At 66.5% G+C, this 13,749-nt stretch carries 10 protein-coding genes; 9 read left to right on the forward strand and 1 reads right to left on the reverse strand.

Annotated elements, in window-relative coordinates:
* Window positions 1–10: 10 nt before the first annotated feature.
* The 6 genes from gap (at window position 11) to AC3WL8_RS18120 (ending at window position 9,046) form a co-directional block, all read left to right on the forward strand.
* Window positions 11–1,021 carry a type I glyceraldehyde-3-phosphate dehydrogenase gene (gene gap / locus AC3WL8_RS18095; RefSeq protein WP_013953002.1) on the forward strand — a complete coding sequence of 337 codons (1,011 nt, stop codon included), beginning with the start codon at window positions 11–13 and terminating at the stop codon, window positions 1,019–1,021.
* Window positions 1,022–1,030: 9 nt separating this feature from the next.
* Window positions 1,031–2,269 (forward strand): phosphoglycerate kinase, encoded by a 1,239-nt coding sequence (locus AC3WL8_RS18100; RefSeq protein WP_492378505.1) that lies wholly within the window; start codon window positions 1,031–1,033, stop codon window positions 2,267–2,269.
* A 42-nt stretch (window positions 2,270–2,311) separates the two neighbouring features.
* On the forward strand, window positions 2,312–3,349 hold the full coding sequence (gene fba, locus AC3WL8_RS18105; protein ID WP_013953000.1) for a class II fructose-bisphosphate aldolase: 1,038 nt from the start codon (window positions 2,312–2,314) through the stop codon (window positions 3,347–3,349).
* 277 nt (window positions 3,350–3,626) lie between these two features.
* Window positions 3,627–5,900, forward strand: coding sequence for an FdhF/YdeP family oxidoreductase (locus AC3WL8_RS18110; protein ID WP_492378506.1), 2,274 nt, complete (start codon window positions 3,627–3,629; stop codon window positions 5,898–5,900).
* A 129-nt stretch (window positions 5,901–6,029) separates the two neighbouring features.
* The gene (locus tag AC3WL8_RS18115; RefSeq protein WP_492378507.1) at window positions 6,030–8,804 is read left to right on the forward strand and encodes an ATP-dependent Clp protease ATP-binding subunit; all 2,775 of its coding nucleotides are present in this window, start codon (window positions 6,030–6,032) and stop codon (window positions 8,802–8,804) included.
* Window positions 8,805–8,848: 44 nt separating this feature from the next.
* Window positions 8,849–9,046 carry a hypothetical protein gene (locus AC3WL8_RS18120; RefSeq protein ID WP_013952997.1) on the forward strand — a complete coding sequence of 66 codons (198 nt, stop codon included), beginning with the start codon at window positions 8,849–8,851 and terminating at the stop codon, window positions 9,044–9,046.
* Between the two features lie 65 nt (window positions 9,047–9,111).
* Here the strand turns inward: AC3WL8_RS18120 and AC3WL8_RS18125 are convergent, their stop codons facing one another.
* Window positions 9,112–10,017 carry an adenylate/guanylate cyclase domain-containing protein gene (locus tag AC3WL8_RS18125; protein ID WP_013952996.1) on the reverse strand — a complete coding sequence of 302 codons (906 nt, stop codon included), beginning with the start codon at window positions 10,015–10,017 and terminating at the stop codon, window positions 9,112–9,114.
* 78 nt (window positions 10,018–10,095) lie between these two features.
* Here AC3WL8_RS18125 and AC3WL8_RS18130 point away from each other — a divergent pair, with 78 nt between their 5' ends.
* The 3 genes from AC3WL8_RS18130 to AC3WL8_RS18140 are packed head-to-tail and all read left to right on the forward strand — an operon-like array spanning window position 10,096 to window position 13,655.
* Window positions 10,096–11,016, forward strand: coding sequence for a hypothetical protein (locus AC3WL8_RS18130; RefSeq protein ID WP_492378508.1), 921 nt, complete (start codon window positions 10,096–10,098; stop codon window positions 11,014–11,016).
* A complete protein-coding gene (locus AC3WL8_RS18135) occupies window positions 11,013–11,471 on the forward strand; it encodes a (2Fe-2S)-binding protein (RefSeq protein ID WP_013952994.1) in 459 nt (152 codons plus the stop codon). The genes AC3WL8_RS18130 and AC3WL8_RS18135 overlap by 4 nt, the downstream gene beginning before the upstream one ends.
* 9 nt (window positions 11,472–11,480) lie before the next feature.
* Window positions 11,481–13,655 (forward strand): xanthine dehydrogenase family protein molybdopterin-binding subunit, encoded by a 2,175-nt coding sequence (locus AC3WL8_RS18140; RefSeq protein WP_492378509.1) that lies wholly within the window; start codon window positions 11,481–11,483, stop codon window positions 13,653–13,655.
* The last annotated feature ends 94 nt before the right edge of the window (window positions 13,656–13,749 follow it).

Below are 13,749 nucleotides of genomic sequence, written 5' to 3' on the forward strand. Positions count from 1 at the left end.
AGGAGACAGCATGACTATCAAGGTTGCCATCAACGGCTACGGACGCATCGGCCGCAATGTGCTGCGCGCCCACTATGAAGGCGGCAAGCGGCACGATATCGAGATCGTCGCCATCAACGACCTCGGCAACGCGGCCACCAATGCGCACCTGACCCAGTACGACACCGTCCACGGCCGCTTCCCGGGCGAGGTCTCGGTCGACGGCGATGCCTTCCGCGTCAACGGCGACCGCATCCGCGTGCTGGCCCAGCGCAACCCGGCCGAGCTGCCGTGGGGCGAGCTGGGCGTGGACGTGGTGATGGAATGCACCGGGCTCTTCACCAGCAAGGAAAAGGCCTCGGCCCACCTGAAGGGCGGCGCGAAGAAGGTGATCATCTCCGCCCCCGGCGGCAAGGACGTGGACGCCACCATCGTCTACGGCGTCAACCACGGCGTGCTGAAGGCCAGCGACACGGTGATCTCCAACGCCTCGTGCACCACCAACTGCCTGGCGCCGCTGGTCAAGCCGCTGCACGAGAAGCTGGGCGTGGTGAACGGCCTGATGACCACGGTGCACTCCTATACCAACGACCAGGTGCTGACCGACGTCTACCACGAAGACCTGCGCCGGGCGCGCTCGGCCACCATGTCGATGATCCCGACCAAGACCGGCGCCGCCGCCGCGGTCGGGCTGGTGATGCCTGAGCTGGACGGCCGGCTGGACGGCTTTGCCGTGCGCGTGCCGACCATCAATGTGTCGCTGGTCGACCTGTCCTTCGTGGCGGCGCGGCCCACCACGGTGGAGGAGGTGAACGGCATCCTGAAGGCAGCCGCTGAAGGCGAGCTCAAGGGCATCCTGGACTACAACACCGCGCCGCTGGTCTCGGTGGACTTCAACCACAACCCGGCGTCGTCCACCTTTGACGCCACCCTGACCAAGGTTAACGGCACGCTGGTCAAGGTGTCGGCCTGGTATGACAACGAATGGGGCTTCTCCAACCGCATGCTGGATACCGCGGTGGCGCTGGCCCACGCACGCTAGCAGGTTGCCATGATGAGCCTATCCCATGCTACGAACCCGCAACCGAAACCCGCGGCGGCGCCGCACACGCTGGCCGCACTGCTTGCAGCAGGCGGACTGGCTGGCAAGCGGGTCTTTATCCGCGCCGACCTCAACGTCCCGCAGGATGCAGCGGGCGCTATCACCGACGACACCCGCATCCGTGCTTCCGTGCCTGCCATCGCGGCCTGCCTGCAGGCGGGCGCCGCGGTGATGGTCACCTCGCACCTGGGCCGGCCGCAGGAGGGCGCGCCCGACCCGCGCCACAGCCTGGCACCGGTGGGCCGCCGCCTGTCGGAACTGCTGGGCCGCCAGGTGCCGCTCTTGTCCGGCTGGACCGAGGGCGGCTTCCAGGTGCCGCCCGGGCAGGTGGTGCTGCTGGAAAACTGCCGCATGAACACGGGCGAGAAGAAGAACAGCGACGAACTGGCGCAGAAGATGGCCGCGCTGTGCGATGTCTACGTCAACGACGCCTTCGGCACCGCCCACCGTGCCGAGGCGACCACGCATGGCATCGCCAGGTACGCCCCCATCGCCTGCGCCGGCCCGCTGCTGGCCGCCGAGATCGACGCGCTGGGCAAGGCGCTGGGCCAGCCGGCGCGTCCGCTGGTGGCAATCGTGGCGGGCTCCAAGGTTTCGACCAAGCTGACCATCCTGAAGTCGCTGGCCGACAAGGTCGACAACCTGATCGTCGGCGGCGGCATCGCCAATACCTTCATGCTGGCCGCCGGCCTGAAGATCGGCAAGTCGCTGGCCGAGCCTGACCTGCTGGCCGATGCCAGGGCCATCATCGACATCATGGCTGCCCGCGGCGCCTCAGTGCCGATCCCGGTCGACGTCGTATGCGCCAAGGAATTCAGCGCCACCGCCGAGGCTACCGTGAAGGACGTGAAGGACGTGGCCGACGACGACATGGTCCTGGACATCGGCCCCGAGACCGCCGCCATGCTGGCCGAGCAACTCAAGGCCGCCGGCACCATCGTCTGGAACGGCCCGGTGGGTGTGTTCGAGTTCGACCAGTTCGGCAATGGCACCAGGGTGCTGGCCCAGGCCATCGCCGAATCGAAGGCGTTCTCGATCGCCGGCGGCGGCGACACGCTGGCGGCCATTGCCAAGTACGGCATTGCCGACCGCGTGGGCTACATCTCCACGGGCGGGGGTGCGTTCCTGGAATTCCTGGAGGGCAAGACGCTGCCCGCGCTGGCCGTGCTGGCACAGCGCGCCGCCTGAACCCGACCTCACCGATTCTGCAATCAGTAAAGGAGCTTCATCATGGCACTCATTTCCTTGCGCCAGCTGCTGGACCACGCGGGAGAGTTCGGCTACGGCGTGCCGGCTTTCAACGTCAACAACCTGGAACAGATCCACGCCATCATGGAGGCGGCCGAGGAAACCGACAGCCCGGTCATCCTGCAGGCCTCCGCCGGCGCCCGCAAGTACGCCGGCGAGGCTTACCTGCGCCATATGGTGCTGGCCGCGGCCGAGACCCATCCGGACATCCCCATCGTGCTGCACCAGGACCACGGCTCCAGCCCGGCGATCTGCCAGGCCTCGATCCGCTCCGGCTTCACCAGCGTGATGATGGACGGCTCGCTGCGCGAAGACATGAAGACCCCGTCCGACTACGACTACAACGTCGACGTCACGCGGCGCGTGTGCGAAATGGCGCATGCGATCGGCGTGTCGGTGGAGGGCGAACTGGGCTGCCTGGGCTCGCTCGAAACCGGCCAGGCCGGCGAAGAGGACGGCGTGGGCGCGGCGGGCACGCTGTCGCACGACATGATGCTGACCGACCCGGCCCAGGCGCGCGACTTTGTCGCCCGCACCGGCGTGGATGCGCTGGCGATTGCCATCGGCACCAGCCACGGCGCCTACAAGTTCTCGCGCAAGCCCACCGGTGACATCCTGGCTATGGACCGCATCCGCGAGATCCATGAGCAGATCCCTGACACCCACCTGGTGATGCACGGCTCCAGCTCGGTGCCGCAGGAATGGCTGGAGATCATCCGCCAGTACGGCGGCGACATCAAGGAGACCTACGGCGTGCCGGTCGAGGAGATCCTGCGCGGCATCAAGATGGGGGTGCGCAAGGTGAATATCGACACGGATATCCGCCTGGCGATGACCGGGGCGATCCGCAAGTCCTTGTCCGACGACCGCAGCGAGTTCGATCCGCGCAAGGCGCTGCTGGCGGCCAAGAAGGGCGCGAGGAGCGTGGTCAAGCTGCGCTTCGAGGCCTTCGGCTGCGCCGGGCAGGCTTCGCGGATCAAGCCGGTGCCGCTGGAGCGGGTGGCGAAGCTTTATTCCTGAAGGAGCCGCCCGGTGGGCGAATGGCGGAGATCAGCAAAGTGGGCCGTCTGCAGTACCACGAACCCACGCATACGCACCCCTCTCCCGCGCGCGGGAGAGGGGTGGGGGTGAGGGCCGGAGCATCAACGAAGTAAAAGCCGTCGGTATGCCTGGGCCTGCCCTCACCCCCGGCCCCTCTCCCGCAAGCGGGAGAGGGGAGCAAACCGGCGGCAGGAACAGCACGCGTGACTAACCCCAACGCCGTCACCAGCAACCTGGCGCGGCACAAGGAGCAAACATGGCCAATCGACGCGAAGTGCCTGGTATCCGGAAGTACGACGGTCCCGCCGGCGGCTGGGGTGCGCTGAAGGCAACCGCCACGGCGATCCGGACGCAGATGGATACCGTCAAGGCGCCGATCACGCTGATGCGGACCAACCAGCCTGACGGCTTCGATTGCCCCGGCTGCGCATGGCCCGACAAGGAGCACCGGTCGACCTTCCAGTTCTGCGAGAACGGCGCCAAGGCCGTGACGTGGGAGGCAACCACCAAACGGGTGCCCCCCGAGTTCTTTGCAGCCAATACCGTGTCGTCGCTGTTGAACCGCACGGACTACGAGCTCGAGGACTTTGGCCGGCTGACGCATCCCCTGGTCTACGACCGCGCCACCGACACCTTCCGCGCGGTGGAGTGGGAGGCAGCCTTCGCCCGCATCGGCGAGATCCTGCGCGGGCTGACGCCGGACCAGGTCGAGTTCTATACCTCGGGCAGGGCCTCCAACGAGGCCGCCTACCTGTACCAGCTGTTCGCGCGGGAATATGGCACGAACAATTTCCCCGATTGCTCGAACATGTGCCACGAGCCCACCAGCGTGGGCTTGCCGCGCTCGATCGGCATCGGCAAGGGCACGGTGTCGCTGGATGACTTTGACACGTGCGAGCTGATTATTTCGATCGGCCACAACCCGGGCACCAACCACCCGCGGATGATGGGGACCTTGCATGAGGCCTCGCGCCGCAAGGTGCCGATCCTGGTGTTCAACCCGCTGCGCGAGCGGGCGCTTGAGCGCTTCGCTGACCCGCAGAACATGGTGGAGATGGCCACCTATGGCTCCACCCGGATTGCGTCGTCCTACTTCCTGGTCCGCGCCGGTGGCGACGCCGCCGCCATAAAAGGGGTGATGAAGGCGCTGCTGGACCTGGAGGCCAGCCAGGGCAATGTGCTGGACCACGACTTCATCGCGGTCCACACCGAGGGCTTTGAGGCGCTGGCCGACGATCTGCGGTCGACCGAATGGGCGGATATCGAAAAGACCTGTGGCCTGACCCGCGCGGACCTGGAGCTGGTGGCGGCGGCCTATGCCAAATCGAATGCCACCATCGTCACCTACGGCATGGGCGTGACCCAGCACAACGAAGGCACGGCCAATGTGCGCCTGCTGTGCGACCTGCTGATGCTGCGAGGCAACTTCGGCAAGCCCGGCGCCGGCATCTGCCCCTTGCGCGGCCACTCCAATGTGCAGGGGAACCGGACTGTCGGCATTACCGAGAAGCCGTCGGCCGGCTTCCTGCAGCGGATCGAGGACACCTTCGGCTTCAGCCCGCCCGCCGGACACGGGCACGATGCCGTCAACGCGATGCAGGCGATGATCGACGGCAAGTCCAGGGCGCTGTTCTGCCTGGGCGGGAACTTCGCGGTCGCCTTGCCTGACCCCGAGCAGTGCTTCCCCGCCATGGGCAAGCTCGACCTGAGCGTGCATGTCGGGACCAAGCTCAATCGCACCCACTTGCTGGTGGCCAAGGAGACCTATGTGCTGCCTTGCCTGGGCCGCACCGAACTGGATGTGCAGGAGACCGGGCCGCAATCGGTGACGGTGGAGGATTCGATGTCGATGGTGCATGCGTCGGCCGGCAAGCTCGCGCCGGCGTCCGAGTTCCTGCGCTCCGAGCCGGCCATCGTGGCGGGCATGGCCACCGCGACCCTGCCTGACAGCAAGGTGCCATGGCTGGAACTGGTTGCCGACTACGACAGGATCCGCGACCTGATCGAGAAGACGGTGCCCGGCTTTGAGGACTTCAACACGCGCGTGCGGGTCCCTGGCGGATTCCGCATGCCCTTGCCGCCAACCGAGCGTAAATGGGAAACGCCGTCGGGCAAGGCCGAGTTCTACGTGTTCAAGGGGTTGCATGAAGACAAGGAAGTCCTTGCCGACGATGTCCTGCGGCTGGTGACGATCCGTAGCCATGACCAGTACAACACCACCATCTATGCCATGGACGACCGCTACCGGGGCGTGTTCGGGCGGCGCGACGTGCTGTTCATGAACCCAGCCGACCTGGCCGCGCGCGGCCTGGAGCATGGCGACCTGGTCGACATCGAGACCATCGCTGCGGGCCGGCAGCTGCGTTTCGAGAAGATCACTGCGATTGAATATGAAATTGCGCCCGGCTCCGTCGCCGCCTACTATCCGGAGGCAAATAGGCTGGTGCCGCTCGACTACATCGACGAGGACAGCGGCACCCCGTCCTACAAGTCAGTGCCCGTGCGCGTGGTGCGTTCGGCGGTGACGTAATGGCGGGCCAGCCCACCATCACGTAAGCACGGCTCATGCCCGCTTTTTAGCGCCGCTGCGCGCGGCCCTGAGCGCGCGCAACGTCCCCCTGTTGAAGCAATGTGACCTACCTGTGGAGGAAAGTCCATCATGCCGACCCTATGCGAAATCTGCAACGCACGTCCCGCCGTGGCACGGGTGACCGTGGTTCAGGACGGCGAGCGCAAGACGATGTCGATCTGCGACTACGACTACCGGCAGCTGCTGCGCCACCAGGACATGCTCAACCCGTTCGACTCCCTGCTGGGTGGCGGCGGCCTGTCCCGCTTCTTCCGCGGAATGGGAGGCGGGATGGATGACGACGAGCATCCCGGGTACTCCACCGAAGTTCCGCGCGAATCCGTCGACCCCACCGATGCCTTCAGCGAGCAGACCATGGAGCTGCTGCAGCGCGCCGCGGAGAAGGCCCACGAGCTGCGGCGCAATGAACTCGATACCGAGCACCTGCTCTACGTGCTCGCCGATACCGATGTCTGCACGGCGCTGCTCAAGGAGCTCAAACTCTCGCCGCAGGACATCAAGGGCTATATCGACGAGCATGCGCAGACCGGAACCGCCGAACCCGACACGGCCATCGACCGGATGACGATCTCGCCGCGGCTGAAAAAGGCCTTCCAGTTTGCCTTCCAGGCCTCGCGCGACCTGGGGCATTCCTACGTTGGACCCGAGCACCTGCTGATCGGCCTGGCCTCGGTGCCGGACAGTATTGCCGGGACGCTGCTGAAAAAGTACGGCGTGACCCCCGAGGCGCTGCGCCAGAAGGTGGTGAAGGTGGTCGGCAAAGGCGCTGAAGACGGCCGCGTCGACACGCCGACCGGCACGCCCACGCTGGACAAGTTCGGGCGCGACCTGACCGCGATTGCGCGGCAGGGCAAGCTCGATCCGGTGCTGGGCCGTGCGCAGGAGATCGAGAGCACGATCGAAGTGCTGGCGCGGCGCAAGAAGAACAACCCGGTGCTGATCGGCGAGCCAGGCGTGGGCAAGACCGCCATCGTGGAAGGCCTGGCGCAGCGCATCGTCAATGGCGATGTGCCGGAGGTGCTGCGCGGTAAGCGTCTGGTTGAGGTGAACATCAATTCGATGGTCGCCGGGGCCAAGTACCGCGGCGAGTTCGAGGAGCGTGCCAAGCAGCTGATCGATGAGGTCACGGCCAAGAACGACGAACTGATCCTGTTTATCGACGAACTGCACACCATCGTCGGCGCGGGGCAGGGCGGCGGCGAGGGCGGGCTCGATATCGCCAACGTGCTCAAGCCCGCGCTGGCGCGCGGGGAACTAAGCCTGATCGGCGCCACCACGCTGAACGAATACCAGAAATACATCGAGAAAGACGCGGCGCTGGAGCGGCGCTTCCAGCCGGTGCTGGTGCCGGAGCCGACTGTCGAGCAGACCATCGTCATCCTGCGCGGCCTGCGCGACAAGCTTGAGGCGCACCACCAGGTCACCTTCGCCGACGACGCCTTTGTCGCCGCGGCGGAACTGTCGGACCGCTACATCACCTCGCGCTTCCTGCCGGACAAGGCCATCGACCTGATCGACCAGGCCGCGGCGCGCGTGCGCATCGGCGCCACCTCGCGCCCCGCGGATATCCAGGAACTGGAGGCCGAGATCGCCCAGCTCAAGCGCGAGCAGGACTATGCGTCGTCGCGCAAGCGCTTTGACGAGGCCAAGGGCTTCGAGGACCGCATCAACGACAAGCAGAAGCGGCTTGATGAGCTGACCGAGGCCTGGCAGCGCAAGACCGGGTCGGAGACCCTGGAGGTGACGGTCGCGGCCATTGCCGAAGTGGTGTCGCGCCTGACCGGCATCCCCGTGACCGACCTGACCCAGGAAGAGCGCCAGAAGCTGCTGAAGATGGAAGCGCGGCTGCGCGAGCGGGTGGTGGGGCAGGAGGACGCGGTGGTCGCGGTCAGCGACGCGGTGCGCTTGTCGCGTGCGGGCCTGGGCCAGGCCAACCGCCCGATCGCGACTTTCCTCTTCCTCGGGCCGACCGGCGTCGGCAAGACCGAGCTGGCCAAGGCCCTGGCGGAAACCGTGTTCGGCGACGAGCAGGCCATCATCCGCATCGACATGTCCGAGTACATGGAGCGCCATGCGGTGGCCCGGCTGATCGGCGCGCCCCCGGGCTATGTCGGCTACGACGAAGGCGGGCAGCTGACCGAGCGCGTGCGGCGCAAGCCCTATAGCGTGATCCTGCTGGATGAGATCGAGAAGGCCCACCCGGACGTGAACAACGTGCTGCTGCAGGTCTTCGATGATGGCCGCTTGACCGACGGCAAGGGCCGCGTGGTGGACTTCAGCAACACCGTCATCATCGCCACCAGCAACCTGGGCGCGCCGATCATCATGGATAACCTGGAGCAGCCCGAGGACAAGCGCATGCCTGAGAAGGACTTGCGCGAGGCGCTGATGAAGGTGCTGAAGGGACACTTCCGGCCCGAGTTCCTGAACCGCATCGACGACATCATCGTGTTCCATGCGCTGTCGCGCGAGAACATCCGCGCGATCGTGCAGATCCAGCTGGAGCGCGTGGTGCGCACCGCCGCCGCGCAGGACATCACGGTCAAGCTCGACGATGACCTGGTCGATCATCTGGTCGAGGTGGGCTACCAGCCTGAGTTCGGTGCGCGGGAGCTGCGGCGCCAGATCCGCCAGTCGGTCGAGACCGGGCTGGCCAAGGAGATTCTCGGCGACAAGCTGAAATCCGGCGACAGCGTCGAGCTCGGCTACGACAAAGCAAGCAACGCCGTGGTCTTCAGGAAGATGGAAGCCGTCAAGAAGCCGAAGGCAGGCAAAGCTGCCGCCAAGGGCGCTGCACCCAAGCAGGCGGATAGCACCGTCGCGGCAGGAGACTCCAGCGCTTGAGCGCACGAGCCAGGGCAATCACGACTTTCGTGGGAGATTCGCAAATGCAGGAGTACGACTTTTACATCAATCTGCTGAAACCGACGCTGGGGCTCTATGTGCGCAAGGGGGCAGGACTTCAGGACCTCGCCGACGCAAAGGAGTGGCAACTTGAAGGGACGGTTCCGGAGAGCGCATTGCCACCCGGTATGTTGAAGGGGCTGGAAGCCAACGGGCACGCCTTTCAGGAGCTGGGCGGGTAACCCGCCACGCGCGGCCGCGGCCTGTTCCGATGGGTTGCGGCCGCACGGCTTCCTTCCTGCCAGCATCACTTCTCGTCGACAAAGAACTCGATACCCTCGTCGATGCATTCTTTCGGCTGGGCAAAGGTAATCCAGCCATGACCCCTGAGCGTGATTTCGTCACGGCGCAGGATGAGCGCGTTTTCGCCATCGATCTTCACGTGGGTGCCGTTCGAGCTTCTGTCGATCAGGACAAAGCGGCCGCCGCGCGGCTCCACCGTGGCCTGGAATCTCGACACCTGCCGGTCCGTGACCACAATGCTCATGGTCGTGTCCCGGCCAATGGTGACAGGCGGCGAGGCGGTGTTCATTTCGAAGACGGTTCCCCGATACCGTAGCGAGAGCAATGCCGAACGGGCCAATGCGAGATCCACCGGGGCCACCAGGGTCAGGTCGATGCTCTGCTGCCAGATCGCTTCATACAGCTCGATCACCTGGTGCTTGCCGCGCACCTGTATCGGATACAGGTAGCGTGTCATCTGGCGCAGCCCCGCGGACAGTTGCTCAACCGCGTTCTTGCTGGTGATGATCTGGCCCCGCGACGCGAGGCTGGCCAGTCGGGCGGCAAGGTTCACGGTGTCGCCGAACAGGTCGCCGGATTCGTCCGACAGGATCGGGCCATGGTGAAAGCCGATATGAATTGCCAGCGGTGCGCCGATGATCGGCGGCAGCCCGGCGACGGCCTCCTGCATGTCCAGTGCCGCCCGCATCGCATTCTCCGCCGCGGGAAACAGCACCATGATTTCGTCACCGATGGTCTTGACCACCCGTCCTTGCGCGGCCGCGGAGTGGGACTTCATCAGCGCGAGGCACTGGCGGATTGCGCCAAGCGCCACGGCATCGCCGGCCTGCTCGTAGAGTCTGGTGCTGTCGCAGACGTCCGCGAACATCACCGATCCATCGGACGCGTCTTGTCGCGAATCTTGGTCCATATGCATCACAGGCCGTTTGGTCGGAGCGCGCCATGCCCTTCAATCGGCAGTGCGCTTCGTCTGCATGATAGAACTTCATTGCGACATTGCAGCACTGGTGACCATCTCGAAAAAGTGCTGCTTGCCGATCCGGGCACCTCGATCCTCTCCTGCCGTTTCGCCTTGCCAGGGATCGCATCAGGCACTACAACGATCAAGCACGCCGACGACGGTGAAGGAGGAGGCCCCATAATGCATCACGCCCGCAACCCTCTCGTCGCCGCCACTCGCCAGCTTTTGGCGGGCTCCGTCCTGACGCTTCCGGCGCTCGCCTTTGCTGCCGGGCCCGGCGGAGCCTTCCAGCCCACGCAGGTTTCCGCCACGCCCGACCGCAACGCCGGGCTGCAGGCCTTCGCGCAGATCGAACGTGTGCTGCTGCATGCCCGCTGCCTGAATTGCCACGTGCCCGACGGCCCGCTGCAGGGCGATGCGAAACGGGTGCACTTTCCACCGGTGCAGCGTGGCGCCGACGGCAAAGGCGTGCCGCCACTGCAATGCGCCACCTGCCATGCCACCCAGAACAGTCCGCTCGCGCATGCGCCGCCCGGGCTCGATACCGACGGCCAGCCGGGCTGGCACATGCCGCCAGCGAAGATGAAGATGTCATGGTTGGGCCTGTCCGGGCCGGCGCTGTGCAAGGTCTTGCGCGACACCAGGACCAACGGCGGCCGCTCGCTGGCGATGCTCGAAGAACACATGGTGACCGACCACCTAGTGGCTTGGGGCTGGCAACCGGGGCCGGGGCGCGAATTGCCGCCGCTGGACAAGCCCGCGTTCGACGAGCAGGTGCGCCAGTGGATACGCCATGGTGCGCCGTGCGATACGCGCGAGCCGCTGCGTACCTCTGCCGGGCCCACGCGCGCCGCCGCCGACGAAGCCTTGCTGAAGAACCTGCGCGCCATCGCCGGATCGGGCGCCTTGACCCAGACCAAGGGCACGAGCAACGGGAGCCAGCCATGATCTCCTTTCAACTGAACGGCAAGACCCAGCAGGTTGACGTGCCCGGCGACACGCCGGTGCTGTGGGTGCTGCGCGACACGCTGGGCCTGACCGGCACCAAGTTCGGCTGCGGCATCGCGGTGTGCGGCGCGTGCACGGTCCATGTCGATGGCCAGCAGCGCCGCGCGTGCGTGACGCCGGTGTCCTCCATCGCCGGCCGGCAGCTCACCACGATCGAGGGCATCGGCGAGGACCCGGTGGGGCGCGCGGTCGAAGAGGCCTGGGTGCGCAACGACGTCACGCAGTGCGGCTATTGCCAGAGCGGCCAGGTCATGTCGGCGGTGGCGCTGCTCAAGGTCAACCGGCGCCCGACCGATGCCGACATCGAACAGGCCATGAGCGCCAACCTGTGCCGCTGCGGCACCTATGCGCGCATCCATGCCGCGGTCAAGGATGCAGCCAAGGCCATCGGCTGAGGAGATGCCATGAGACTCATGCAGCAGGCAAGCGGCGGCATCGACCGGCGGACCTTCCTGAAGCTGAGCGTCGGCTCAGGCTTCGCGCTCTGTGCCGCTCCGCTTGGCGCGCAGACGGAGGCGGCCGCGCAGCCCAAGGCGCCGGTGCAGCCGTCGGCCTTCGTCAGTATCGATGCCGACGGCACGGTGACGGTCACGATCGGCAAGCTTGAATTCGGGCAGGGCGTGCAGACGGCACTGCCGATGCTGGTGGCCGAGGAACTGGACGCGGACTGGAGCAAGGTGCGCTGCCAGCTGGCCCCGGCCGGCGAGGCCTATAAGGATCCGGTGTTCCATATCCAGATGGTCGGTGGCTCGACCAGCATGAAGAACTCGTGGACGCAGTATCGAGAGGTCGGCGCGCGCATGCGCGCCATGCTGCTCGGGGCGGCCGCCAGGCGCTTCGGGGTGCCGGCCGGGCAGCTGAAGGCCGAGGCCGGCGTGGTGACCGCGCCCGACGGCCGCCGAGCCACGTACGGCGAGCTGGCCGCCGGGGCCCTGGCCGAGCCGGTGCCGGCGAGCGTGCAGCTGAAATCGCCGCAGGAGTTCAGGCTCATCGGCAAGCCCACCGGCCGGCTCGACGCGCGCGACAAGTCCACCGGCAGGCAGCAGTTCGGCATCGACATGGCGCTGCCCGGCACGCGCACCGTGGTCATGGTGCATCCGCCGGTGTTCGGCGCCAGGGTCGCGCGCTTCGACCCCGCGCGTGCCAAGGCCATCGCCGGCGTGGAAGAGGTCTACCAGGTGCCACTGGCCGGCGGCGCGACCGGGTTGGCGATCGTGGCCAATGGGTTCTGGCCGGCGCGCACGGCGCGCGAGGTGCTGCAGGTGGAATGGGACACCAGCGGTGTCGAGAAGCCGGACAGCGACGCACTGCTGGCGCGCTACCGCGAACTGGCCACCCGGCCCGGCGTGCAGGCCAGGGCGGCGGACACTTCGGCGCTTGCCACCGCACCACACAAGCTTACCGCAGAGTATGTCTTTCCCTACCTGGCGCACACGCCGATGGAGCCGCTCAACTGCACCATCGACTTTCGCGGCAACCAATGCACCGTCTGGGCCGGCTCGCAATTCCAGACCGTCGACCAGGCCAACGTCGCAGCCGTGCTCGGCCTGAAGCCGGAACAGGTGACGTTCAACACCATGATGGCCGGCGGCGGCTTCGGCCGGCGTGCCGTGCCCACGTCCGACTACCTGTTCGAGGCCGCCCAGGTGGCCAAGGCGCGCTATGCGGCCGGCCGGCGCGAGCCGATCAAGATGATCTGGACGCGCGAAGAGGACGTGCGCGGCGGCTACTACCGCCCGATGCACCTGCACCGCGTTGAAATCGGCCACGACGGCAAGGGCAAGGTGTTGGCCTGGAAGCACGTGATCGTCGGCCAGTCCATAACCAGCGGCACCCCGTTCGAGTCCTTCACCGTGAAGAACGGGGTCGACTCGACCATGGTCGAGGGTGTGAGCGACAGTGCTTATCCGTTCCCGATCGCGCTCGAGATCCATCATCCCAAGGTCAATGTTCCGGTGTTGTGGTGGCGCTCGGTGGGGCACACACACACGGCCTATGTGATGGAGACCCTGGTCGATGAACTGGCGCGCGCTGGCGGGATCGATCCGGTGGCGTACCGCCGCACGCTGCTGCGTGAGCACAAGCGTCACCTGGCGGCACTGGACCTGGCGGTCGAGCGCTCGGGCTACGGCAAGCGGCGCCTCGCGGGCGGGCGGGCCTGGGGCGTGGCGGTGCATGAATCGTTCGACACCGTGGTCGCGTATATCGTCGAGGTCTCGATGCGCGGCAATCAGCCGGTGGTGCACCGGGTCACTGCGGCCGTCCACTGCAACATGCCGATCAATCCGCGCACGGTCGAGGCGCAGGTCCAGGGCGGCATGATGATGGGGCTGGGCACCACGCTGCCCGGCGCGCAGATCACGCTGAAGGATGGCGTGGTCCAGCAGAGCAACTGGAACGACTACCGGCTCGCCACGCATGCGGACATGCCGCCGCAGATCGCGGTGCATATCGTGCCGTCGGCCGACCCGCCGACCGGCATTGGCGAGACCGCGGTGCCGCCGATCGCGCCGGCACTGGCTAACGCCGTCGCGGCGCTCACCGGCAAGCGGCATCGCAGCCTGCCGTTCACCGCGTGATCTTCGAGCAAGTCGGTATGGCCAGCGTGGGGCTCCCCTCTCTCCCGCAAGGGGGAGAGGGGAGCCCCCAGACCGCTAGCCAACGGTTTTCGGT

The organism is Cupriavidus sp. FW305-F7 (genome assembly GCF_058782875.1).

Excerpts from the sequence above, each read along its gene's own strand:
- AC3WL8_RS18100 (WP_492378505.1), top strand. The coding sequence starts at position 1,031 with ATGATGAGCCTATCCCATGCTACGAACCCGCAACCGAAACCCGCGGCG.
- AC3WL8_RS18120 (WP_013952997.1), top strand. The coding sequence starts at position 8,849 with ATGCAGGAGTACGACTTTTACATCAATCTGCTGAAACCGACGCTGGGG.
- gap (WP_013953002.1), top strand. The coding sequence starts at position 11 with ATGACTATCAAGGTTGCCATCAACGGCTACGGACGCATCGGCCGCAAT.
- AC3WL8_RS18110 (WP_492378506.1), top strand. The coding sequence starts at position 3,627 with ATGGCCAATCGACGCGAAGTGCCTGGTATCCGGAAGTACGACGGTCCC.
- AC3WL8_RS18140 (WP_492378509.1), top strand. The coding sequence starts at position 11,481 with ATGAGACTCATGCAGCAGGCAAGCGGCGGCATCGACCGGCGGACCTTC.
- AC3WL8_RS18125 (WP_013952996.1), bottom strand. The coding sequence starts at position 10,017 with ATGGACCAAGATTCGCGACAAGACGCGTCCGATGGATCGGTGATGTTC.
- AC3WL8_RS18135 (WP_013952994.1), top strand. The coding sequence starts at position 11,013 with ATGATCTCCTTTCAACTGAACGGCAAGACCCAGCAGGTTGACGTGCCC.
- fba (WP_013953000.1), top strand. The coding sequence starts at position 2,312 with ATGGCACTCATTTCCTTGCGCCAGCTGCTGGACCACGCGGGAGAGTTC.
- AC3WL8_RS18115 (WP_492378507.1), top strand. The coding sequence starts at position 6,030 with ATGCCGACCCTATGCGAAATCTGCAACGCACGTCCCGCCGTGGCACGG.